This is a genomic window from Rothia sp. 18CD1-1 (genome assembly GCF_055285355.1).
Map to the genome: position 1 here is coordinate 204,334 of NZ_JBUZLI010000003.1, position 23,474 is coordinate 227,807.

The 23,474-nt window shown below is 56.8% G+C and carries 19 protein-coding genes; 8 read left to right on the forward strand and 11 right to left on the reverse strand.

The genetic code is table 11. The features are described 5' to 3' along the window. Nucleotides 1–32: 32 nt before the first annotated feature. Entirely contained in the window at nucleotides 33–2,420 is a 2,388-nt protein-coding gene (locus tag ACS1BR_RS03050; RefSeq protein ID WP_463560318.1) for an ATP-binding cassette domain-containing protein, read from the forward strand. A 192-nt stretch (nucleotides 2,421–2,612) separates the two neighbouring features. On the opposite strand, the gene ACS1BR_RS03055 is transcribed toward ACS1BR_RS03050, so the two are convergent. The 6 genes from ACS1BR_RS03055 to ACS1BR_RS03080 all read right to left on the reverse strand — a co-directional run bounded on the left by ACS1BR_RS03055 (nucleotide 2,613) and on the right by ACS1BR_RS03080 (nucleotide 10,794). Beyond that, nucleotides 2,613–3,719 (reverse strand): DUF3644 domain-containing protein, encoded by a 1,107-nt coding sequence (locus tag ACS1BR_RS03055; RefSeq protein ID WP_463560006.1) that lies wholly within the window; start codon nucleotides 3,717–3,719, stop codon nucleotides 2,613–2,615. A gap of 157 nt (nucleotides 3,720–3,876) precedes the next feature. Beyond that, nucleotides 3,877–4,812 carry a BsuBI/PstI family type II restriction endonuclease gene (locus ACS1BR_RS03060; RefSeq protein ID WP_463560007.1) on the reverse strand — a complete coding sequence of 312 codons (936 nt, stop codon included), beginning with the start codon at nucleotides 4,810–4,812 and terminating at the stop codon, nucleotides 3,877–3,879. Beyond that, entirely contained in the window at nucleotides 4,809–6,260 is a 1,452-nt protein-coding gene (locus ACS1BR_RS03065; RefSeq protein ID WP_463560008.1) for an Eco57I restriction-modification methylase domain-containing protein, read from the reverse strand. The genes ACS1BR_RS03060 and ACS1BR_RS03065 overlap by 4 nt, the downstream gene beginning before the upstream one ends. A 5-nt stretch (nucleotides 6,261–6,265) precedes the next feature. After that, on the reverse strand, nucleotides 6,266–7,369 hold the full coding sequence (ychF, locus tag ACS1BR_RS03070; protein WP_463560009.1) for a redox-regulated ATPase YchF: 1,104 nt from the start codon (nucleotides 7,367–7,369) through the stop codon (nucleotides 6,266–6,268). A 112-nt stretch (nucleotides 7,370–7,481) separates the two neighbouring features. Further along, the gene (locus ACS1BR_RS03075; protein WP_463560010.1) at nucleotides 7,482–8,180 is read right to left on the reverse strand and encodes an AAA domain-containing protein; all 699 of its coding nucleotides are present in this window, start codon (nucleotides 8,178–8,180) and stop codon (nucleotides 7,482–7,484) included. A gap of 13 nt (nucleotides 8,181–8,193) precedes the next feature. Then, nucleotides 8,194–10,794, reverse strand: a complete 2,601-nt coding sequence (locus ACS1BR_RS03080; RefSeq protein WP_463560011.1) for a hypothetical protein — start codon at nucleotides 10,792–10,794, stop codon at nucleotides 8,194–8,196. A gap of 174 nt (nucleotides 10,795–10,968) precedes the next feature. Here ACS1BR_RS03080 and ACS1BR_RS03085 point away from each other — a divergent pair, with 174 nt between their 5' ends. From ACS1BR_RS03085 to ACS1BR_RS03105, 5 genes are read left to right on the forward strand one after another with little or no spacing between them, the layout of a single operon-like run. Further along, complete coding sequence (locus tag ACS1BR_RS03085; protein WP_463560012.1) at nucleotides 10,969–11,883, forward strand: ABC transporter ATP-binding protein; 915 nt, start codon at nucleotides 10,969–10,971, stop codon at nucleotides 11,881–11,883. Between the two features lie 21 nt (nucleotides 11,884–11,904). Further along, on the forward strand, nucleotides 11,905–12,669 hold the full coding sequence (locus ACS1BR_RS03090; protein WP_463560013.1) for an ABC transporter permease: 765 nt from the start codon (nucleotides 11,905–11,907) through the stop codon (nucleotides 12,667–12,669). 8 nt (nucleotides 12,670–12,677) lie between these two features. After that, nucleotides 12,678–13,787 (forward strand): sensor histidine kinase, encoded by a 1,110-nt coding sequence (locus tag ACS1BR_RS03095; protein ID WP_463560014.1) that lies wholly within the window; start codon nucleotides 12,678–12,680, stop codon nucleotides 13,785–13,787. After that, nucleotides 13,784–14,395 carry a response regulator gene (locus ACS1BR_RS03100; RefSeq protein ID WP_463560015.1) on the forward strand — a complete coding sequence of 204 codons (612 nt, stop codon included), beginning with the start codon at nucleotides 13,784–13,786 and terminating at the stop codon, nucleotides 14,393–14,395. The genes ACS1BR_RS03095 and ACS1BR_RS03100 overlap by 4 nt, the downstream gene beginning before the upstream one ends. Before the next feature lie 46 nt (nucleotides 14,396–14,441). Continuing rightward, on the forward strand, nucleotides 14,442–15,620 hold the full coding sequence (locus ACS1BR_RS03105; protein ID WP_463560016.1) for a DNA recombination protein RmuC: 1,179 nt from the start codon (nucleotides 14,442–14,444) through the stop codon (nucleotides 15,618–15,620). Between the two features lie 29 nt (nucleotides 15,621–15,649). On the opposite strand, the gene ACS1BR_RS03110 is transcribed toward ACS1BR_RS03105, so the two are convergent. From ACS1BR_RS03110 to ACS1BR_RS03120, 3 genes are all read right to left on the reverse strand, one after another. After that, nucleotides 15,650–16,747, reverse strand: coding sequence for a 4-hydroxy-3-methylbut-2-enyl diphosphate reductase (locus tag ACS1BR_RS03110; RefSeq protein ID WP_463560017.1), 1,098 nt, complete (start codon nucleotides 16,745–16,747; stop codon nucleotides 15,650–15,652). A 5-nt stretch (nucleotides 16,748–16,752) separates the two neighbouring features. Continuing rightward, nucleotides 16,753–17,835: a hypothetical protein gene (locus ACS1BR_RS03115; protein WP_463560018.1), complete on the reverse strand. Its 1,083-nt coding sequence runs from the start codon at nucleotides 17,833–17,835 to the stop codon at nucleotides 16,753–16,755. Between the two features lie 78 nt (nucleotides 17,836–17,913). Then, nucleotides 17,914–19,140, reverse strand: a complete 1,227-nt coding sequence (locus ACS1BR_RS03120; protein WP_463560019.1) for an MFS transporter — start codon at nucleotides 19,138–19,140, stop codon at nucleotides 17,914–17,916. A gap of 334 nt (nucleotides 19,141–19,474) precedes the next feature. Between ACS1BR_RS03120 and xseA the strand changes: the two genes are divergently transcribed. Then, nucleotides 19,475–20,758 (forward strand): exodeoxyribonuclease VII large subunit, encoded by a 1,284-nt coding sequence (xseA, locus tag ACS1BR_RS03125; RefSeq protein WP_463560020.1) that lies wholly within the window; start codon nucleotides 19,475–19,477, stop codon nucleotides 20,756–20,758. Between the two features lie 9 nt (nucleotides 20,759–20,767). Beyond that, a complete protein-coding gene (locus ACS1BR_RS03130; protein ID WP_463560021.1) occupies nucleotides 20,768–21,022 on the forward strand; it encodes an exodeoxyribonuclease VII small subunit in 255 nt (84 codons plus the stop codon). 31 nt (nucleotides 21,023–21,053) lie between these two features. Here ACS1BR_RS03130 and ACS1BR_RS03135 read toward each other — a convergent pair whose 3' ends face one another. Continuing rightward, entirely contained in the window at nucleotides 21,054–22,271 is a 1,218-nt protein-coding gene (locus ACS1BR_RS03135; protein WP_463560022.1) for a pyridoxal phosphate-dependent aminotransferase, read from the reverse strand. A 19-nt stretch (nucleotides 22,272–22,290) separates the two neighbouring features. Then, entirely contained in the window at nucleotides 22,291–23,454 is a 1,164-nt protein-coding gene (locus tag ACS1BR_RS03140) for a glycine betaine ABC transporter substrate-binding protein (RefSeq protein ID WP_463560023.1), read from the reverse strand. Nucleotides 23,455–23,474 lie beyond the last annotated feature (20 nt).

Here is a 23,474-nt window from a genome sequence, read left to right on the forward strand (position 1 = left end):
AACGTATCTTTTCACTCTCGCCCCTGGAGCTCATAGTGCCCGACAATACCCAAACCGGCGGTTCTGCCGCAGACAGCCACACCGCGATTCGCGTGTGGGGTGCCCATCAGAACAACCTCAAGAATGTTAGTGTCGAGGTTCCCAAGCGCAGGCTCACCATGTTCACCGGGGTATCCGGTTCAGGCAAATCATCTTTGGTTTTTGGCACCGTAGCCGCCGAATCCCAGAGGCTGCTCAACGAGACCTACCCCGCTTTTGTCCAGGGCTTTATGTCCCATCTGCCCCGGGCCGATGTTGATCTTCTTGAGGGACTCACCGCAGCAATTGTGGTTGACCAGGAGCGGCTGGGGGGCAACCCCCGCTCAACCGTGGGTACGGCAACCGATACCACCGCCCTCCTCCGGGTGCTCTTCTCCCGCCTGGCAGAACCGCGCATCGGTGGGCCCAACGCCTATTCTTTTAACGTGGCAACGGTCAGCGCCCAGGGTGCCCGTACGGTAGAGAAGGCCGGAGCCACCAAAGAGGTAGTGAGGTTCAGCAGGCAGGGCGGCATGTGCCCCGTCTGCAACGGCTTAGGCAGGATTAACGATATTGATCTCACCCAGCTCTACGATGAAAACCTCACTCTTGAAGATGACCTCTTTAAAATCCCCGGCTTCGGAAAAGACAGCTGGAATGCCCGCCTCTACCGCGAATCCGGTTTCTTCCCCGCCAACCGGCCCATACGCACCTTTACCGAGCAGCAGCTCAACGATTTTCTCTATAGAGAGCCGGTGCGCACCAAGATTGCCGGCATTAACATGACCTATGAGGGGCTGGTTCCCCGTATCGAGAAATCTATGCTGGCCAAGGAGCGGGAATCCATGCAGGCGCATGTGCGCGCCTTTGTTGACCGGGCCATTACCTTTGTTACCTGCCCCGGCTGCGGTGGAACCCGCCTCAACGAACAGGCACTGAGTTCGATGATTCGGGGAAAAAACATTGCCGATCTCACCGCCATGCAGGTGGCTGATTTGCTGAAGTGGGTGAGTGAGCTCGACGAACCGGGCGTGGCTCCCCTACTGGAGAGCATACAGAAAACTCTTGAGGCTTTTGTTCAGATCGGGCTGGGCTACATTTCCCTAGACCGCCCGGCAGCCAGTCTCTCCGGTGGCGAAGCCCAGCGGGCCAAAATGATTAGACACCTGGGTTCTGCCCTCACCGATATCACCTACATTTTTGATGAGCCCAGTGTGGGCCTGCACCCCCACGATGTGACCAGCATGAACTCGCTGCTGCTCTCCCTGCGCGATAAGGGCAATACGGTGCTGGTGGTTGAGCACAAGCCGGAGACCATTGCCCTGGCCGACCACGTGGTGGATTTGGGGCCCGGTGCCGGTTCCGCCGGCGGGGAAATAGTCTTTGAGGGAAGCTATGCCGGGTTGAAGGAGTCAGACACTCTCACCGGCCGCTACCTGAGCTACCGGGCAGAACTCAAAGGTAGTCTGCGGCAGCCGAGCGGCTTCTTCGAGATTCGCGGGGCCGCACAGAATAACCTTCGGTCGGTGGATGTTGATATTCCGCTGGGTGTGCTCACCGTGGTCACCGGGGTGGCCGGCTCCGGGAAGTCGTCACTGATCCACGGCAACCTGGTGGGTGCCGAGGTCGAGGGGCAGCCGGTCATTGCTATCGACCAGACACCCATTCGCGGTTCTCGCCGCTCTAACCCCGCCACCTATACCGGTATGCTCGACGGTATTCGTAAGGCTTTTGCCAAGGCTAACGGGGTAAAGCCCGGTCTTTTTTCGGCTAATTCTGACGGGGCCTGCCCGGTGTGTAAGGGCACCGGCACGGTGGAGATTGAAATCGGCGTGATGAACAGGGTCTCCCAGCTGTGCGACACCTGCGAGGGTAAACGGTTCAAGGACGAGGTTTTGGGCTACACCTTTGGTGGGCTTAATATCTCCGAAGTATTGGAACTACCGGCGCAGAGGGCACTGGAATTTTTTAGCGCAAAAGAGACCCGGGTTGCCGCGGTGGCTAAGGTCCTTACCCGCATGGTTGACGTGGGTCTGGGCTATATCAGCCTGGGCCAGCAGCTATCCACCCTATCCGGCGGCGAGCGTCAGCGGCTCAAGCTGGTCACCCACATGGGCGAGAAAGGCAGTGTTTTTGTGCTGGACGAGCCCACGGCCGGCCTGCACCTTGCCGATATTAGCCAACTGCTGGAACTTCTTGACCGCCTGGTCGACTCGGGTAAAACCGTGGTGGTGATAGAGCACCACCAGGCGGTGATGGCCCATGCCGACCACATCATTGACCTGGGCCCGGGGGCCGGCAGCAACGGCGGGCAGCTAGTTTTTGCCGGCACACCCGCCCAGCTGGTGAAAGAGGGCAAGACCCTCACCGGCAAACACCTGGCGACCTACCTAGAGGGGTAGCGGGCCGTCGGGCTGCACATAGGCTACCCAGGTCACCGCCAATCGGCAAGGAGGTTTACCCGACCTACACGTTGAAGCGGAACTCCACTCTGAAGAAGTTAACCGTCATGGCTTGCGAAATATCAAGACAATTTTGAACACCACACCCGGCGAACGCCCACCATCACCAAACTATAACCGGACAGATATTCCTCAGACGTTTCTGCGTTGCTTCCTAATACGAGCTTTATCAGCCTTATAGTCAGTGACAGCCTTCTCAACAAGATCTGAGTCGTCTTTGATAGCTTTTCTGGCCCTCTCCAGCGCAACGACTGATAAGCCTTGGAATCGGATATTCCCCATACTCGTTCGTATCACCTTATAGCACGCGGGATCGTCCCGTAGCTTCAGAGCTTGGATCACTGCATATCCTTGATATGTACTCAAGCCAAGCTTGGGTCCGAACTCACTCACCTTGATGGAATACCGATCGAAAGTATCTACTTCACGGTAGGCAACAGCATCCTCTCCCTCACGTGCCAGCCGCACAGCAAGTTCACCATGCTTTGGGTCGATCTTCAGACTTATCTCTTGCACCTGATCCGACGATCGGAGCCCAGCTGTAACACGTAGACCCACGACACCAGGAAAGACCACTTCCCACTTCTTCTGTGCTTTAAGATCAGCTGTCACTGCCTTGATATCAGCTTCGGTCGGCGACACATCAAGTCCGCGAGCCGCACGATCCAAGGCCATCAACGGAAGAAGGCGGGCTCGGGCCTCTGCTCCGTTGCGTTTCCCTGGCCTCAACAATTTGGCGATCTGCTCAGCTTCCTTGCCCACAACGAGCGCTACATCCGTTGGCGGCGTTGCCGAGACGGGTAAGACTCGTCCAGGTATGACATCAACAAGGTCCTGCCCTGTCAAGCTCAGTAGGATTTTCCGGAAAATTGTGACGGCGGAACGTAGTTGCAACCAGAGTACATCGTCACTGAGCTTGATGACGTCATGGGTCGCATTATCACGCTCCTCTTTCAGGGTTCTCAAGACTACACGATCGTCCGAGTCAATTACACCTAGTCCAGACATGGCAACATCAATGCATTTGCCGAGATCAAACGAGCGATCACCACTCTTGAAGTTGACCTTCTTCCGTCTCTCATAGATAACCGCTTTGAATAGCATTTCGAAGGCATGCGCAGCCATCATCACAGTCGCATGCTCCCGCCCGACCGGGCTTGGACGGTTGAAAAGCTCGATTGCAAGCGTCAATGACTCAATAGCAGTGTTGATATACTGCCTCGTTCTCTGCGAAGTCATCTTGTTCCTTTTAGTGAGTCAGTGTCGTCTAGCTACGCAATTTTGATTCGCATAGCTAGACAACAATTGCTAATAGCGACGACGTTGGTCACCACTTCTTATCACCAGACATATGCCCTGTGCAAAACTCGACATTCCGCCTGCCTGATCTGGATTGTCAGCTATATGGACCGAGGAACCGTTCACCGTTCAAATGGATCATGTGCGTCGGATCCGATGCGCACCACGCTTCAGTCTCCCATGCCAGATCAGCGAGGAATTTCCGCATCGTTGCCCGATCAGGAAAGCAGGACACGTAGACTAGACCAGCAGCAGAACTTGCGAACAGGGTCCGGAGCTCCCCGTGGCGCTTCGCATCTACAGGCCCGTGGGTTGACGCCGCTTCCATGAGAAACAGCCAGTTCTTGTTCTCTTGGTAGACAACGAGGTCAGGAAGCTTGCCATGGGTATCAACCATCACGCCGAGATCAGCTAACTTCGCCTCATCAAAGTGCATGAGTTTTTCATCAGCGTCACCGATGTAGAGCACCTCCCCATCAGGGATGAAATAGGCACAGAAGTCATCGATCATCTGCTTGATAAGTACGTTCTGACCACCACCTCCAAGCGTTAACTCTTGACCTCCGGGGAGTCTCACTGGAATGCGGGTCAAGTCTCGTGCCGCTTGGTACTTTTCGAGTAATCCTGGGACAACGGAGAGATAGCCACTGAGTGCCTCATCGAAACTCGGTGTGCCGTAGAGCCTGATCACTTTGAGTGCTTCAGGGTTGATTCGGTAGTTGTTCGCGCTCGAATTCGTGGGGCGGGCTGGATCGTCATCGTTGTATATGACGAACCCCGCGTCACGGAACTGATGCAGGGTCTGGCGGCGGTAAGTCTCTCTCGTGTTCTCTGCAACCTCGACACCGAGGCGTTCTCGAATCCAGTCGAGAATCGCCCGTACACCGAGCATCGGATTGGATGCATCCGCCCACTGGGACTGCTCATCGAGCTGCGCCAAAGCCAGCAGGGTGCGAGCCGCTCTTGCATTAGTCCTGGCTTTGTCAAATCCAAATGCTTCAAGGATCTTCCGCGCCTCGTCGAGACGTGTCACACGCACACCTCCTCACGAGCAACAACATGTTCAACCGCACTGTCGATGTCCTGTTGGTCAGCCACAGCATGTTTGGCCAGTGCACGAAGTTGCTCGAGAGACGGGAATCGCATCATTCGCAGGTCCGTGGCATTGACCTGTGTGTGCCCGGAGAACACCCGGAAGTACTCATCGACCCTGGTGGAATTTAGGAATATCGCCAAACCTGCGGCAATTTCCGGGTCTAGGCCATGGCCGTCTTGGTGGATGTAGTTGAGCTTATTATCGAAGGCCACACAGCTTTCGGAACGCCATACGGCACTGACGATGCGACGTCTCTCCTCCTTCGCAGAGAAGCGCTTGATCAGTACATAGGACCCACCCGGTACGACGAGTTTAGCCATGGTTACCGGGTCAGAGTGGAACCACTCGGGCTTCTTCGCCCCGATTGGATGATGGACGATACCACCACGCAGGTGCGATGCATTGACCATAGGCACCGCCCCTTCGATACGTTCACTATGAAGCATTTCACGCGACCGGAAGTCCACCACGCGACCGGTTGAAACAGTCAACCCGAGGTCAGCCAGCGTCAAGTCAACGAGCGCGATCATCCACGCGACCGCCCCAGAATCTTTCTCTGTCGCAGGGACATGAATGAAGTCAGGTGTCACTACCTCCGAATAGTCCACATTGCGCGAAGATGGCTCGGTGTCGTGGTCGAACGATGCTTGCACAAGTACTTTGTCCGGGAATGCCCCTAGAGTTGCAGCAACGATGATGGACTCCTGAAGCACACCCAAGTCACCAAATACCCGAGATCGACTCTCAAAGGTGTAGATCGCATCGATCCCCGCTTTACGAACGAACGTATGTCGGAAGTCAGAGTAGTAGGTTCCATTCATCCATGAGCGGGGCGTGATTGCTACTTGCTGCCCGCCAGGAACGAGCAGATGCAGACCGAGGGCAAGGAAGGCTGCGTATACGTTGGGCACGTGAATGCCATTATCACGCAGGAGCCGTTGGGCCTCACTACCTGATCGAAGCTTCGTGTATGGCGGATTCTGGACGACAAGGTCAAATCGCTGGTCAGTTACGAGCGCCCAGGACAAGAAGTCTGAATCGACAAGCTCTGTTGAGACTCCATTGACACTTTCAAGTTCTGAGAGAGTCTCGGCCAATCCAGGACGCAGGAGAGGGTCATTCTCAACGGCAACGATGTGCACCTCAGCATCTGGGCGCTCGATACGAAGTCTTTCGATGAGCGCTGCTGAAAGGATGCCGCTACCAGCACCAGGGTCGAGCACACGTATTGAACGACTCTCAGGCACTCGGAAGAGCCCCGCGATGATGCGTGCCACCGAAAGTGGAGTAAAGTACTGGCCCCGCTGAGCTTGTTTCTCGGTATCAAGATGAGCCAGAGCCGTTGTCCGACGCTGGTCCGCGGAATCTAGTAGGTTCAAGCTCATGGCCGTTACTTCTTACTTCCAGACGTAAGCCCGCTACGGAACTCTACCACGTCTCCGTCGGCCATGATGTAGTCTTTACCCTCCATGCGTACCTTACCGGCTGCTTTGGCCGCGTTCATGGAACCGGCGGCGTCGAGATCGGCGAAAGAAACAACCTCAGCTTTAATAAAGCCTCGCTCAAAATCGGTGTGGATGACCCCGGCTGCCTGCGGGGCGGTATCGCCCCGAGAGATGGTCCAGGCCCGGGCCTCCTTGGGGCCGGCCGTCAGGTAGGTTTGTAGCCCCAGGGTTGAGAAGCCCACCCTGGCCAGCTGATCCAGCCCGGATTCTTCTTGCCCGCTCATCTCCAGCATCTCGCGGGCCTCTTCCTCGGAGAGTTCCACCATGTCGGCCTCCAGCTTTGCGTCCAAGAAAACTGCCTCGGCAGGGGCTACCAGGTCGCGCAGCTGCTTCTGTTTCTGTTCGGAGGCCAGCACGCCGTCGTCAGCATTAAAAACGTAGATAAAAGGCTTAGCGGTCAGCAGGTTCAGCTCACGCAACTGGGTCAGGTCAATATCGGCTTCGTCTACCCGAGATGCCAGGGTCGCCCCCTCCTCCAGCACCTTCTGCGCCTTCCTGTATTCGGCCAGCTGCGAGGCGTCACCCTTCTTAATTTTTACCGCTTTCTCCAGGCGGGGAATCGCATTCTCCAGGGTCTGAAGATCGGCAAGAATCAGCTCGGTGTTAATGGTCTCCATATCGGAGGCCGGATCAACCTTACCGTCCACATGCACCACATCGGGGTCGTCAAAAGCCCGCACCACCTGCGCAATCGCCTGCGCCTCCCGAATGTTAGCGAGGAACTGGTTGCCCAGCCCTTCCCCCTCCGAGGCCCCGCGCACAATACCGGCAATATCAACAAAAGACACGGTCGCCGGTATTATCCGCTCCGACGAAAAAATCTCCGCCAACCGCCCCAGCCGCTCATCGGGCAGGTTCACCACACCGACATTGGGCTCAATGGTGGCGAAGGGATAGTTAGCCGCCAGCACCGTGTTTTTGGTCAGCGCGTTAAAGAGGGTTGACTTGCCCACGTTGGGCAGACCCACAATTCCAATAGTTAGAGCCACAAAAATCCTTACCTGGTTTCTTCAATACCTTGCACAAAACCACCGCACCGAATATCTCGCGCACCGCAGCCAATCGCTACATATCATACGCGCTCAAGAGCCACTACCGCTGCTAGCTACCCTGCCGGGTCTGTCCCTTCCCAAGTTCACTCAGCATCGTGTTAAAGTAGGGCAGCGACCCCCACTTACCGATATTACCCAGCACATAGAGCCGCCGCTTAGCCCGGCTGGCAGCAACGTTAACCAGGTGAGGGGTACTCGCCGCCCACTGCCGAGACCCATCGGCACTCTCAGCCGTACCCAGAACTAGCACCACAACCGGAGCCTCCCGGCCCTGGGCAGTGTGTACCGTTCCGGCTCTCAGCCCCGGATATTTCCCCCGCAGTTTTTTGAGCCTCGCAGAAATATCCCGGAAAGGACTAATAGCAATCACCTCCGAGGGACTCACACCCACCTTCTCAAGATATGTCATGAGATCGGCAAATACCTGAAAGTCGCTCTCCTGAACTTTGCTATCGGGGTTACTGAACTCGGTGTTCCGCCAAAGGCTCCGGTACACCTGCGCACCCGGGCTATGCCAGCCCTCCGACGGAACCGTGGCGGAGATCATCATGCCGTCATAGGCCACCCGGTTGCTGATCTCAAACATGGGTGACTCACAGCGGCGGTGCACCCGCAGCGGAGCACTGACCCAGCGACGGTCGTCGTCCTGCCCCAGGTAGGCTCCGTAGCGGGCAACCCGGTCAACTACCGTCTGCAGAGAAGCCGGCAGCGGCATCCAATCTTCGGGAAGGCGGTAGTAGTCAGCCATATATTTCCGCGCCTTATCCGGCACATTTGTAATGGGTTGAAGCTGGAGCGGGTCCCCCCACCGCGAGCATATTTTGAGTGCGCCAGAGGGCGCCCACTACCTCCTGCGGGTTAGATTGCCCGGCCTCATCAACCAGCAGCCAGCCCAGGCTCTCTCGCCCCAGTCCGGTAAACATGTTGGACACCGACGCGAAGGTGCTGGATATGGTGGGTACCACCATAAAAAATACCTGCCAGGCTGCCCGCCTCAGCTGGGGAGAGGGTGACTCTGCCGAATTCGTCACCACTGAATTCGCACATAAAATTTTGGGCCGCATATGGGTTCGGCTGTCATAGATAAAGGCCCGGTGCAGGTCAAGGGCCGCCAAAAACAGATCGGAGCGGGCCCTGTTAAAATCTTCTGTTAACCAGGGCGCAAACAGTTCGCGCTGACGCTCATCGTCCTGATCGGGGTAAAAATCCCCAAAAACGCGTCGATCCTCTTTGACAGCAGACCGGTATTGATCTACCCGCTGCCGAAGGTCAACCAGCTTGACCTGCTGCTGCTCCACCAGTTTTTCAAGCTTCTGGCAACGTTCCTCCCACTGCCGAAGACCTTCCCTGGCTTTCCTGTGCAACTGTTGGGTAGCGTCCACCACCGTGGAGAGCCGCTGCAGTTCCTCACGCCACTGTGTCCTCAGCGCCCCAAAACTGCGTAGGTTCTCCCACCAGCCGGGTTTCAATTCCCGCTGACGGTCATGGCGGTCCCGGGCCTCGCTGTAGTGCTCTTCGCTGGCTGATACCTCCCGGATAGACAGCTGATAGCTATCCCGAACGAGGTCCAGTTCCCGCCTATCGCCCCTGTCTTTTTCTTCAAGCAGGCCTAGCCTCCTGATAGTATCGGCTAGTTTTTCCCGCCGCTGGTTAGCTCTCACGCACTCCTGGCGTATCTGCTCGACTCTCTGCCGGGCCCGGATAAAAGCCTGTCTCGCCTGCTGCCACTCCTCGGGCCCGGCTGGATCTTTCAGCAGGTCGCCCAGTCCCTCGAGTTTTTCTGTATGCCGTCTCCCCGCCTCATCTTTCAACCGTAGGGTACCGCCATAGAGCAGGTGCCGCATATATGTGAACCTGTTTTTCGATGCTCCGAAACGGGCCGACACGGCACCCCAGGCATCAAAGAATTCCCCGGTCTTTCCGTACGGGTCCTTGGTCTCCTGTAGCAGGAGACTGGCCAGGTCCGAAAAATAGTCGGCATCGAGCCAGCTACCACTATCAGTCGAGGCCTGCCTGTCCGGTATCTCTGTAGAAATATTCTCTACCGCGCTGTTATTGCTGGAGACAAGCACCATCTCATAGCCGGTGAGGGCATCAATCAGCGGGTTAAATATTTTTTGCTCTCCCCGGTAGGTGTACGGAATACCTTCTTTTTTAAAGGCCTCTGCTGGGTTATCCAGCTGGCTCAGCTTATCGGCCCTCTCCGTGACCAGGGCGGCAATAATATCTCGCAGCATCGTGGTTTTACCGGTGCCCGGCGGCCCGTTCACACCGAGCACCTGCCCCCGTTCCCGGTGGTGCTTGAGCAGGCGATTGACCGTAAACTGTTGAGCACGAGCCAACGAATAAGCAGGATTCGAGGGCCAGCGGCCGGCCGGAATATAGCGGGGGTCAAGCAGGTCATCTGCCCGATGCGGGTTAGCTAAAAGATCGACCCGATCCCCCTGACTAGGCTCTGCTTTTTCAGCAAGGTAGGTTTTCAGGGCCGGGGTTATTTCGCCCGAGCTCACCCTGAGAAAAATACTACCCAGGTCGTGCAAGTGAAAACTGTTTATAAAATTATCGATGTCGGTATCGGAGCTCTCGCTGTTCTCCTGCGTGGCCTTGGGCACCTGGTAGGAGGTGATGCGCACCCTATCGCTATAGAGACCCTTGCTGTCTTTCCCGCGGCCACCGGTCTGCGGCTGCCAGTAGGGACCCGTTCCGAGCACCCCCGCGATAATAGCCAAAATATCGTTAAAAGTATTTCTGGTGACCGGCAGTTGGTGGGCTAGCAGCTCGTTATCGTTCTGGAATTCGCCACCGGTTCGGTCTATTTTCAGACAACTGCGTATCCGGCTCAGCTCGTAGGCCCGTATCTCTTCATTGACCCGTTTTTGTGCCTCGGCGAAATCCCGGGGAGAACCAAAATTATCCGGGGAGGACGGGCTCACTCTGGCCGCCGCCCATATCATGGACGACAGAACAACCTTGCCCAGTCGTATCTTGCCATTGCTACTCACCGGTATCAGCGCCACCGCGCCTTCGCCCTGTCCCTTGCGTTCACCGGGCTCCCAGTCCTCCCCGAAAAGCTCTGACAGCATACTGTAGGCCCGTGAATTGTCATAGATGCCCAGGTAGACCCGGTGGGCCCACACATACTCCGTCACCTTCATACCGTTTTTGCGCGGGTGCGGCCTGGGAAGCACCGTGGTACTTTCCCAGGGAAAGGAATCATCCGCCTGGCTCCAGTCGCTGGTGCGTTGTTTTCCCGCGCGCGCCAGCTCAGTATAGGGGGCAGATTCAAGCTTGGGAATCTCACGCGAGATGAACATCTCCAAAGCCCACCAATAGTTAAGCACCCGGGCGGCGTGAGCGTTCATGGGGATCCTCCGGCTAGGCTTTTTACTCAGAATACACTGTCTGAGACAGCGATAACGGGGTTTATCATCACGCCGTGTGCTCCGCCCACCGATCGCCTGCCCATGACAACTGTCAGCGTCTCATCGTGACTTTTGCACCTTCCCGCAGATTTCTAACGGTGAAAATATCGGGGTATGAACACAGATCGGGCAGTCGAAATACGGCAGGTCAGCAAGATTTTTAGGGTACGCGGGAAACCGCTCACCGCCGTTAACGGTGTAAGTCTCTCCGTTCGAGTCGGTGAGATCCTTGCCCTGCTGGGTAAAAACGGGGCCGGGAAAACCACCCTCCTCGATATGGTGCTCGGTCTCTCCCAGCCCACCGCAGGACATATACGGGTCATGGGCATGGAACCCGGGGAGGCTGTCACTGCCGGGAAATTGGGCGCCACCCTACAGTCCGGTGGGCTCCTTAAAGATCTCAGCGTTAAAGACCAGGTAGCCATGGTTGCGGCCACCTACCCCAAGCCCGTGGCCTCGCTTGAAACCGTACTTGAAACCGCCGGTATAGCGCACATCGCCCACCGTAAAATTTCCCGCTGCTCGGGCGGACAGCAACAAAGCGTCCGCCTGGCCCTAGCTCTCCTGGGCAACCCTGATATTTTGGTCCTCGATGAGCCCACCGCCGGTATGGACGTCAACGCTCGTACGCGCTTTTGGGAAACCATGCACCGGGCAGCTGTGAGGGGAAAGACCATCATCTTTGCCACCCACCACCTCGACGAAGCGCAAAACTTTGCCCAACGTATCGTGATCCTGGACCGGGGAGCTGTCCTCACCAACGATTCGGTAGATCATCTCCGCGCAGCCACCGCATCCCGCCTGATCACCTTTGACCTCCCCGAAACCAGCGCGCTCAACCCAGAGCACCTTACCAACTTAGAGGTTAGCGCCTTCACAAAAATGGGAAACTCTTACCGGCTAAGAACCCCCAGGGCGGAGGACCTGCTGCGTTTTCTGCTCACCCACTACCGGGTGAAGAACCTCGAAGTCTCCGCACCCAGCCTCACCGACGAATTTACCCGCCTCACCGCGGGCAACCACCCATAAGATTCTCCAGGAGCTAGCACCGTGCACCCGCTCACCTTCACCTACTACGACCTCAAACAGTCACTCTGCAATGTTTCCACCCTCTTCTACCTTCTCGTCTTCCCGGTCGGCATGTACCTTCTGTTTGGAGTGATGCAGGACTACGGGGACTACCCCGTTCGGTCCGGTAACGCCACCGCCTACGTCATGGTGGGTATGGCGGTCTACGGCGCGGTCAGCGGCACCGTCTCCGCCTCGGGATCAGTGGTGGTTGAGCTCACCGATGGCTGGGGTCGTCAGCTTGCCCTGACCCCGGCTACCGCCGGCCTTCTCGCCTTCACCAGGGCTGCCAGAGCTCTGGTGACCGGGCTTTTACCGGTGTTGGCCGTCAACCTTGCCGCGCTGTTATCCTCAGCCAGTATTCCGGTAGAGCAGCAGCTGCTGTGCGCGCTGGTCACCGTGGCCGGGGCCGGCATATTCTCTTTTTACGGTGCCGCCATAGCCCTGGTGGTCAAGAATGCTCGGGCGGTATCGGTGGCTGCGGGTCTCGTGGTGTTCTTCAGCTTTTTTGGAACCACCTTCAGCCCGCTGCCCAGCTCTCTTCTCCCCTACGCCCGTCTGACTCCCCTGTACGGCCTCACCCAGCTCTCCCGCTACCCTTTTACCGGTGGAGATACCATTGTTATGGGTGCAGATAACTGGTATGTGACCGAACCCGTCAACTATGCGGTGGTTAATTTTGTGTGCTGGGGTGCTGTCTTTATTCTTTCTGCCCTGCTCGTGAGGCGCAGGAGCACCTCTCGCTAGGAGTTGTTATGAAAAAAATAGCCGCTTTTCTTTCCCCTTTTGACTGGGTCACGGCGGGGTTTGCCGGGGTCTGGCTGGTTTTCCTCTTTTTCCCCGCAGCTTTCCTCCTGAATTCATCCCAGCACGGGCCGGTGGGTAAGGCCGCGGGGGTAGCCCTGCTGATTGGTTTTGCCGTCATCTATCTGCTCTCCTACGGGGCTAACGGGCTGGTGTCCGCCGCACGCTCCTGGCAGAGGGCTATCGTCTGGTCTCTGCTTCTGGCTATCCCTACCCTGCTGCTTATCCCGTTGATCGGCCCCTGGGCGCTGTACCTGGGCACCTATTTTGTTGCTCTCTGGTGTTTTCAGGTCGGCCAGCCTATCGGGGTTCTCACGGGTGTAGGGCTTGCCAGTCTCATTATCGTTGCGATGATTTGGGTGTATTTTGATACTTTTCAGTACAGCGTTATCGGTTTCTTCTTCGCAACACTTTTTATCGTAATATTCTCCCTCTTTTCCTCGATCGAGGAGAAGAGGGAGAGGATAAAACTTCAGCTAGCACGGACTCAAAACTCCGAAAAGATTGCCCGCGATGTTCACGATATTCTCGGTCACACCCTCACCGTCATCAACCTTAAAGCGGAGCTGGCGGCCACCCTGATCGATACCGCGCCCGACAGGGCACAGCGCGAGATGAAACAGGTTGTCGATCTCTCGCGCACCGCTCTCGCCGAGGTGAGAGCCACCGTCACCCGCATCAAATCCCCCGACCTGGCCGGTGAAGTTCAGGCAGCCCGCCGGGGCCTTGAAACCGCCAGGATCACCGCCCACCTCCCGGAACAAACTCCGCCGGTGTCCGCCAGTAACGCCGCTCTGTTTAGCTGGGTGTTGAGGGAATCGGTGACCAACGTTATCCGTCATTCCCGGGCGGCAAACTGCTGGGTACGTATCAGCGCAAACCGTATCGAGATCATCGATGACGGTGGCAGTCAGCATATGGTTCCGGGAAACGGCCTCACCGGCCTAGAACAGCGGGTCAAAGAAGCCGGCGGAGACCTAATCATTGAAACCGGTGCCCGCACACGGGTTCTTGTTACCATGAACGGGGATACATCGCCGTTGACGGGACAGAGACCATGAGCACCATTAAACTTGTGATCGCCGATGACCAGCAGCTGGTGCTGGAGGCTCTTTCCGCCCTGCTCTCGTTGCAACCTGATCTTGAAGTGGTGGGGAGCTGCTCCCGCGGCGATACGGTGCTAGAAACCGTGAGGGAGTGCTCTCCGGATGTGGTCTTACTCGATATAGAGATGCCCGGCATGACCGGTATCGAGGTTGCCCGTCAGCTGACAGACCTGGGTCTTAGCTGTAAAACAATTATGGTGACCACCTTTGGCAGGCCCGGTTACCTGGCTCGTGCCCTGGATGCCGGGGCCAGCGGGTTCGTGGTCAAGGATACCCCGGCTGCTCAGTTTGCCGAGATTGTGCGTAAAGTTCATGCGGGGCTGAGGGTGATTGACCCGGCCCTGGCGGTTGAAAGTTTTTCGGTAGGATCATCGCCGCTGACCGAGCGCGAGCGCGAGGTTTTATTGGCGGCTCAAGACGGTGCGTCGGTGCGAGCTATTTCTTCGCACCTTTATCTCTCGCAGGGAACAGTGCGTAATCATCTTTCCAGCGCGATTGCCAAGCTGGGGACCGAAAACCGGTTTGAGGCGGTACACCGTGCCACAGAGAACGGGTGGCTGTGAGGGTGGGCGCGCCTATTTTGTCAGACCTCTCTGGCACAGTTAAGGCATGGCTTTTTCTACCTTCATTTTTGCGGTACTTTTGGCGCTGGTGCTCGGCGCCCTGGCCGGCTGGTACGGGGCCCGACGCACCGGCGGTAGCCCCGAGGCCCTCCAGCAGCAGAATGCCCGGCTCAGTGCCGAACTGGCCGCAGCGGTATCAGCTCGTGACCTTCTTTCCAGCCAGCTTGCGGACCTGGAGGAGCGCAATCGCAGTGACTCTGATCTGCTCCGGATACTCACCCCGGTCAAAGATCGGCTGGCCACCATGGAAAATTCTGTGCGCGATATGGAGCACCAGCGTGCCCAGCAGTACGGTGCGGTGGCCGAGGCGCTGAGGTCCTCCGCCCACGCCCAGGAGCAGCTACGCAACCTCACGGAGTCGCTCTCCGGTGCTCTGAGGTCTTCATCTGCGCGCGGCACCTGGGGTGAGGCCCAGCTGAGGCGGGTGGTTGAGGCGGCAGGGATGACCCCGCACGTCTCCTACGCGGAGCAGGTTTCGGCAGGTGCCACCAGCTCTCGTGATCAAGACCGCACCGTGCGTCCCGACATGGTGGTGTATCTTCCGGGTGACAAAACTCTGGTCATTGATGCCAAGGCACCGCTGAGCGCCTATCTTTCTGCGCAGGAGGCAGAGGGTGGGCAGGTTCAAGAGGCGCTGGCCAAGCACGTCAAAGCCGTCCGGGCGCACGTTGATACCCTGGCCCATAAGAAATACTGGGACGGTTTTGACTCTTCACCGGAGCTGGTACTCTGTTTTATCCCTGTGGAGTCGGCGCTCTCCGCCGCTCTGCGGGCAGACCCGGGTCTTCTCGACTATGCTGCGGCTAAGAAGGTCGCTCTGGTCTCCCCCATTTCTTTGTTGGCTACCTTGAAAGCTATCTCGTTTTCGTGGCGGCAGGATACCCTGACCGATAATGCCCGCGAGCTCTTTAGGCTCTCGCAGCAGCTGTATGAGCGCCTGGGGACGGCCGGGGCCCATCTTACCTCGATGGGAAAGCGGCTCAATAGCACGGTAGAATCCTATAATAGCCTGGTGGGTTCCCTGGAAACCCGCGTGTTTGTGACCGCCCGCAAGATAGCTGAGCTCGATTCTGCCTCGCTGGGCACCAAGCTTTCTCCTCAGCCCCTGGACTCAGTGACCAAGCCGCTGACCGCCCCAGAATTTTTGACCGGCGACGACAGGTGAGCGCCGCCGGGACCTTGGGTGCCCGCACCCTAGCGAGTGGGTTTAGCACCCCGTCCGCCCAGTTGCCTACCCGCGTTGGAATCATTTTTGAGGGCGGCGCGCAGTTCTTTGGGGAGTGAAAATAGAATATCCTCGGTGGCCGTCTCTACTTCCTCTACCCGGCAGTAGCCGTAGTCTTCGAGGAGGGCCAGCACCTGTCTCACCAGCACCTCGGGCACGGAGGCGCCGGAGGTCAGCCCCACGGTCGCTACTTCCTCAAACCAGGTTTCATCGACCTGGTCGGCAAAATCGACACGCTCAGCGCGTTTGGCCCCGTACTCCAGGGCGACTTCTTTTAAACGCACCGAATTAGAGGAATTGGCAGAGCCCACCACAATCACCAGGTCAGCCCGCGGGGCAATCTCTTTAATAGCTCCCTGACGGTTAGAGGTGGCATAGCAGATATCGTCTGAGGGCGGGTCTTGGAGGGAGGGAAAACGCTCGCGGAGTCTGGCAACCGTTTCCAGGGTCTCGTCAACAGAGAGGGTGGTTTGTGAAAGCCACACCACTTTCTCGGGGTCCCGCACCGTGACCGAGTCAACCTCGTCCGGGGAATTCACTATCTGAATATGGTCGGGAGCCTCACCGGCGGTGCCTTCCACCTCTTCGTGGCCGGTGTGTCCGATGAGCAGAATATCGTAGTCCTGCTTGGCAAAACGAACCGCCTCCCGGTGTACCTTATTGACCAGCGGGCAGGTGGCGTCAATCGTGTTGAGGGAGCGCTCCTCTGCCGCCTCCACTACAGCGGGCGATACCCCGTGGGCTGAGAAAACCGTCACAGAGCCTTCGGGGACCTCATCCACATCGTCAACAAAGATTGCTCCCTGTGATTCGAGGGTTTCTACCACGTGTCGGTTGTGCACAATTTGCTTGCGCACGTAGACCGGGGCCCCGTAGTGGTCCAGTGCCTTTTCAACGGCGATCACGGCACGGTCTACGCCAGCGCAGTAGCCGCGGGGGGCTGCGAGAAGAACTTTTTTTTCACCGGTCACGGGGCCGGCGGCTTCCACCTCCTGGCGGGTGCGGCGTGTGCGAGGCACCCTGGGGAGGCCCAGCGGAATTGAGGATTCGACCTGTGTTGTTGGCATAGCCTCTATCCTACGTGGTTGTTGCGGTTTCGGGTTCTGGCTGTGGCAGCTCTCGCAGTGAGCCGGGTTATCTGGAGAGCAATTCCCGTCAGAAAGAGTAGCAGGGCGAAAACCAGTAGGGGCAGAACCAGTGAGCCGGCGAATTGCGTCAGTGATTCTGCTGCGCTTGTGGCAAGACCGCGAACAAATACCCGGCCAATTTCTGTGGAAGCGTTGAGGGAGGAAACCGCTGATGCGGGGTACCCGGTGAGGCCGCTGATGATCCAGGTACCGGCAGCAGCGATGAGCACTACCGCCGAGGCGAAGTAGAAGCGGCCGGCGGGCCAGAGGAGGAAGGCTATGAGTAGGGCGAGCAGGGATGCCCCCAGCTGGAGGGCCCAGCTGCCGGCGTAGTTTTTTGCCGCCATAATACTGCGGTGAACCGGGTTGCCGGCGGTGGGAGAATCGAAGCTCAGTATTGGGTTGCCGGCGGCGGCAATATCGGGGTCGTAGCCCAGGATACTGCCCACCTGTGTGTCAACCGCGCTGTAGACGGCGGAGATATCGAGGGCTGCGGGCTGATCGGTGTTGTCGAGGTTGTAGGTGTGGGTGTCTGCCATCACCTGCTGCCAGATCTGCGGGTATGATTCTGACCGGACCACGGTATCTGCCGCGGTTGAGACAGCTGATTGCACCTGGTTATAAACGAAGTTCTGCGCCCCACCCAGCAGGCCGCTTTCATTGCCGTTACCCAGAGATGAGGTGATAGCCTCTGAGGTCATGATATCCGTGGTGACCGCCTCGGCCATCTGTTTCTGAAAGTCACTGTCCCGGGCTAGGTTGTTACTCACGGTGGAAAAGCCCTGCGGGTCAACCAGGGTTGTTTGTGTCCACCAGGCCAGTGCCCCCGATGCTGCAAGGGCCAGGGATAGCGGGGCCAGGAAGAGGCAGATGAGTATTCGCAGGCCGGCCAGTCGCGCACGTGAGGGGCCTGTGGCCGTATCGTCTGCGGGCCGGGGGCTGTATCCGGAATTGGTTCGGTTATGTTCGATAACGGCTCGATTGTGCCAGCTACCGCTTACAGGAATCCTCTGGGTTGGGTCTGTCATGGCTCTAAGGTACCGCGAAAAGTAGGTACAGAAAACAACCATACCTTTGCGTCAACACGTGTCAAATGATCTCACACTTTACAGCTCTTGGTCTTCCGCCCATTTTACCCTCTGAAAGATGAATCCTAGTCCCACAAATACAATCAGAGTAATTATGCCAATGAGGGTTATTGTACTTTTCGTCGATATTACCGACGACAAGACTCCGGCCACCGCAGCCCCCACAGGTAAAGATACCATGATTAGACTTTTAGAAACAGAGTTTGACCGCGCTAAAAAATTTAAAGGTATGGTTACCTGTCGATACGATATCATTCGTATATTAAAAATTATATTTGAAGAATAAACAGCACCCAATAAAAGACCTGATGTGATTACACCAAGTATTCCAGAGAATACAATATGACTGAATACTACCGTCGATATTATTATCACAAGAACCGATATATACATTACAGAAAAAGCGTTTCCCCTACCGGCTATCTTTCGTGAAAATAAGGCAATAATTATTGATAAACATCCAGAAATAGAAGCTACATAACCTATCTGAACAGCAGTGTAATGAAATTCCGACTTTAGATAGAAAAATGCTAGAGCACTTAGTGCAGAGCTAGAAATATTACCCACGCACCCCATCATGACTGCCGCCATTATATCCCTGCGACCCACGAGGTAATCCACCCCTTCAGCCATATCTCTAAGTATTCGAGATAGCTTCCCCCTATTCTGTTTCTGAACCATTTTCGCATCTTTACCCCCTAGGCTTTTCAGCCCTAGCAGCCCCAGTATATAGGTGAGGTTTAGGAATATAAAACCCAAGCCAGCCCCTCCGGCTGCGACAAGGAATGAAGCCAGCGTTGGTCCCACAGTATTTCCCACAGATCTCCCCAACTCAAACTGTGAATTTATCCTTGGAATATCACCCTTCTTATAGATTGTGGGAATAATGCTCTGCACACTAATATCGTAGCTAGCTGACGCAGTTGACAGCAAAAAAGAAAAAATGAATAATAATTTCATATCACCGTACCCGGTTATAAAAATTATAGACAGCAAGACGATCAACAGAATTCTAAAAATACTTGATCGTATGGCAATCCTAATGGGCTTACCAGAATCTATAATTGATCCAAAGAGTATACCTAATATTACCACCGGAACATAGTTGATTGCGGTCAGTAAACCCACCTCTACGGATGTAGCACTCAGCGTATACAGGGCAATGAGCGACGTTAACATGTAGCTTATTTGTGTCCCAAAAATTGATACGGACTCCAGAGGAGGGAACAGCTTATTTTCGTGCATAAAATTCTTCTTCAAAATTTCCAACCCATTCTAAACGAAAATGCATTATTTTACAGATCGAATCAAACAACAAAATTTTTGGAGCGACGCAGGTTAAAAATGTTAACGATGGCCAGCTAAACCTTTATAAGAAGATATAATATAAAATTTCAACACATACCTAAATATGAGACTAGTATAGTATAGGTTTATAACCGTAGATAGTTCAAACCTTCTTGTTTTTCTGACGAGTCGAACAGGCAGGGTAGCCCGGGGTGGGAAGGAATCTCACCGATTCCTCTCGCTAGCGGCAAAATCCCCTTATCTTGTCAGTCTCCCGTGCGAGGATATGTGTATGAGAAATTCACCGGAAGCCGGTTTTCACCCCGATCAGCAACGCTTACCGGCGGCCCTGGCCCGTGACACCAGCCCCGAGAACCCCTGGCCCCTGCACCTGCTATCCGATAAGCTGCACCAGCATATCGGTAAATGCCCCGAGACCTGGGTTGAGGGGCAGATCATCGAGCTCAACAGGCGAGCCCGGGTCACCTACCTGACCCTTCGCGATGTTCACGAGGAGGTCTCTGTTCCGGTCACCCTTTTCGCCAACGAGACCGCACGGCTCACCGAAGAACTGGAACGCGGGCAGCGGGTGGTTGTCCGGCTCAAACCGGATTTCTGGGTCAAGACCGGCCGGCTCTCCATGCTGGGGCACGGAATTCGACCCGTAGGGTTGGGCACCATGCTGGAGCGGATAGAAAAGCTGCGTAAAAAACTTGCTGCCGAAGGGGTCTTTGATAGCTCGCACAAGCAAGCCCTGCCTCTGCTCCCCCACCGGGTAGGTTTGATCACCGGCCGTGATTCCGATGCTATGAAAGACGTGATCCGCAATGCCAGCCTGCGCTGGCCCTCGGTCGATTTTGAGGTCCGCGAGGTTGCGGTTCAGGGTGTCCACGCGCTTGCCGAGGTGACCGGTGCCCTCCGGGAGCTTGACGCAGATCCCGAGGTTGACGTGATTGTGATTGCCCGTGGCGGCGGCTCCCTCGAAGATCTGCTTCCCTTCTCCGAGGAGGCCCTGGTACGAGCCGTCTACGCGGCGCACACCCCCGTGGTATCTGCGATCGGACATGAGGCGGATTCGCCCCTGCTCGACCACGTCGCTGACCTGCGAGCCTCCACCCCCACGGACGCCGGTAAACGGATTGTTCCCGATGTTGACGACGAAAAACTGCGCATCGCATCGGCACGCGAATCCCTCAAACGGCTACTCACCTTCATGATCGACAGGGAGGCACAAAACATAGCCCAGTTGCATTCCCGCCCGGCGCTGCTGGCACCGGAGAGTACACTGCTTCAACGGGAAGAAGATATTGACCGGCTCAGAGCACGCTCCGCTACCTCAGCGCGTGCACAGCTGGCACGGGACACCGAGATGGTGACCCAACTAGCCGCCCGGGTTCAGGCTCTGTCCCCCCAGCAAACCCTTGAACGCGGGTACACGCTGACCCAGACCGAAGACGGGGGGCTGGTCACCGACATGGCCGGCCTCGCTCATGGCACCGGACTAAAGATCCGTGCAGCCCGCGGTACCGCCCATGCCACTGTCACGGCGACAGAGTTACCAGAAACCGAACACTAAGGAGAAAAGATGGCCGACGGAATTGAATTTAGGGAAGACACCGCGGGAGTACCCGTAGAAGAGCTCTCCTACGAGCAGGCACGGGCCGAGCTCATGCAGGTGGTGACCCGCATGGAATCGGGGGCATCCAACCTTGAAGAGACCGTGGCCCTGTGGGAGCGCGGCGAAAAACTGGTGGCCCGCTGTGAGGCATGGCTCGACGGCGCCCGGGCCCGGCTGGCAGCAGCACAGCACCGCGACGATGAGAAAGAAGACCGCGACTAGGCTGCCCGACCGCTACCCCGGCGCCCACACCCTAGCTCTGCCTGTAATCGCTCAAAAAATTGCCCAGCCGCTCCAGCGCATCTTTGAGGGTGCGGGTATCTGGGAGAAAAACCAGACGGAAATGGTCGGGCTTGCCCCAGTTAAAGGCTGACCCGTGACTGAGCAGAATCTTCTGCTCCCTCAAAAGGTCAAGAATAAACTGTTCGTCAGAGACAATATTAAATTTCTCGGTATCGATCCTGGGAAAAAGGTAGAGCGCACCCTGGGCCTGCTCACAGGTGACACCCTCCATCGAGTTGAGCATCCGGTAAGAAAGATCCCGCTGCTCTCTCAGCCGGCCACCGGGCAGGATAAAATCTTGAATCGACTGGTAGCCACCCAGCGCTGTCTGCACCGCGTGCTGGGCCGGCACATTAGCGCACAGGCGCATATTAGCCAGCAGATTAATACCCTCGATATAAGAAGCCGCCGCGTGCTTGGGGCCAGAGATAGCCACCCAACCAGACCGGTAACCGGCCACCCGGTATGCCTTAGACAGCCCCGAGAAGGTCAGGCACAGCACGTCATCGCCGGCCAGTGCGGCCAGGTGGGTCATGGTCGCACCGTCGTAGATAATTTTCTCGTAGATTTCGTCGGCAAAAATCACCAGCTCGTGCTCGCGGGCAAGGTCAACGATCTGCTGTAGCACCTGCCGCGAATACACCGCCCCCGTGGGGTTATTAGGGTTGATCACCACGATTGCGCGGGTGTTCTCGCTAATTTTTGCCCGCATATCGTCAATATCGGGGTACCAGTGTTTCTCCTCATCACACAGGTAGGATACTGCCCTACCCCCGGAAAGCTGCGTTGAAGCAGTCCACAGCGGGTAGTCGGGAGAGGGAATGAGCACCTCGTCGTCGGGGTTGAGCAACGCCTGTAAGGTCATGGGAATAAGCTCAGAAACCCCGTTGCCCAGATACACATCATCGGTGGTGATATTCATGATGCCCTCGTTCTGGTAGTACTGCACGATGGCGGTACGAGCCGAGTAAAGTCCTCGGGAATCCGAATACCCCTGGGTGACGTTGAGGTGCTCAATAATATCCATCATGATAGTCTCGGGTGCTTCAAAGCCGAAGGGTGCCGGATTACCAATATTGAGCTTGAGAATACGGTGGCCGCGGGACTCCATGAGGTGGGCCTCCTCAAGGATGGGGCCGCGAATATCGTAGAGAACATTATTGAGCTTCGTGGACTGTTTGAAAACCATGAGATATAGATTACCCTTTTTAGCCTCGGGTCTGGTTAATCCAGAATGCTGCTATCTCATCCCTGCCCAGCGCGCCGTCGCCGCTGGCGAGACGGCTAAATGTTTCAAGGTCGTCCGAGGTCAACCGGGCAGACACACCGTTGATAGCGTCACGGGCTGAAGAGGGAAGCTCCTCTGTTTTCATCACCGGAACTATCTGCTGGGGAATAAACAGGGAATCTGTACCCTCAATAACCCGGTAGGCGTTGTCGTCGATATCGGCGCTGGCCGAGAAAATGTCGGCTACCTGCACCCGGTTGCTCGCCAGCATATCGGAGAGTTCGCCCTGGTCGTTTTCTTCGACAAAGGCTTCGGGTGTGCACCCGTATCGCTGTTCGAGGGCGGGTAGACCATAGGAGCGGGTTTTAAAACTGGTGGGCCCGCCAAAGGTGAGCTCCCCGCAGTGACTGGCCAGGTCATCAATGGTCTGAATACTGTACCGGGTGGCCGTTGCCCTGGTAATCACCAGGGCGTCACGATTTTGTGCCTCTGAGGCGTTGAGCAGTGACAGCGAGCTGGGTAGCACCCTCGCAATGGTATCGGTGATACCGCTGGAGCTCAGCGCGTTAATGTTGAACCCGGTGGGGCTTGCCGAGGCATCGGCGGTACTGCTTTCTGGCGACGGCTGCCCGGTCTGGGCCGCCGGGCTGGGTTCGGCGCTTTCGGTGCGGGCCTCATCGGCCGCTTCCTCGCCGGCCGCCTGCCTGTTATCACCCCACCCATAGGAGTAGGACGCACTGGGCGAAGAACTGGCCATGGCCTGCCGCTGCTGCTCAATATGGGTGGGGCTCAGTGTACCGTCCTGGGTGAGGTAGAGCAGCAGATTACCGGAGTAGTCGGCTACCAGGTCAACGGTGTCGGGGTTATTTGTTATAGCTGACGAGGGGCTTGCACTGCCCCCGCCATCCCGGGTTTCGCCCTCCATCGCGGTGAGATAACCCGCGCGATCGCTACCGGTATCAACCAGCTCCACCCGGTAGCCCACCTCTTCCAGGGCCTTGCCGTAGATGGCCGCGATAATAGCGGTCTCTTCAGAGATCCCGGTCGAGATGCGAATCGTTCCGTAAGCTGAGGCCGACGGGTCGGTATTGACCTGGCTCTCCTGCCCGCACCCTGCCAGAAGCAGGGTGGCTACCCCCAGCACAGCACCGATTTTTTGTAGCT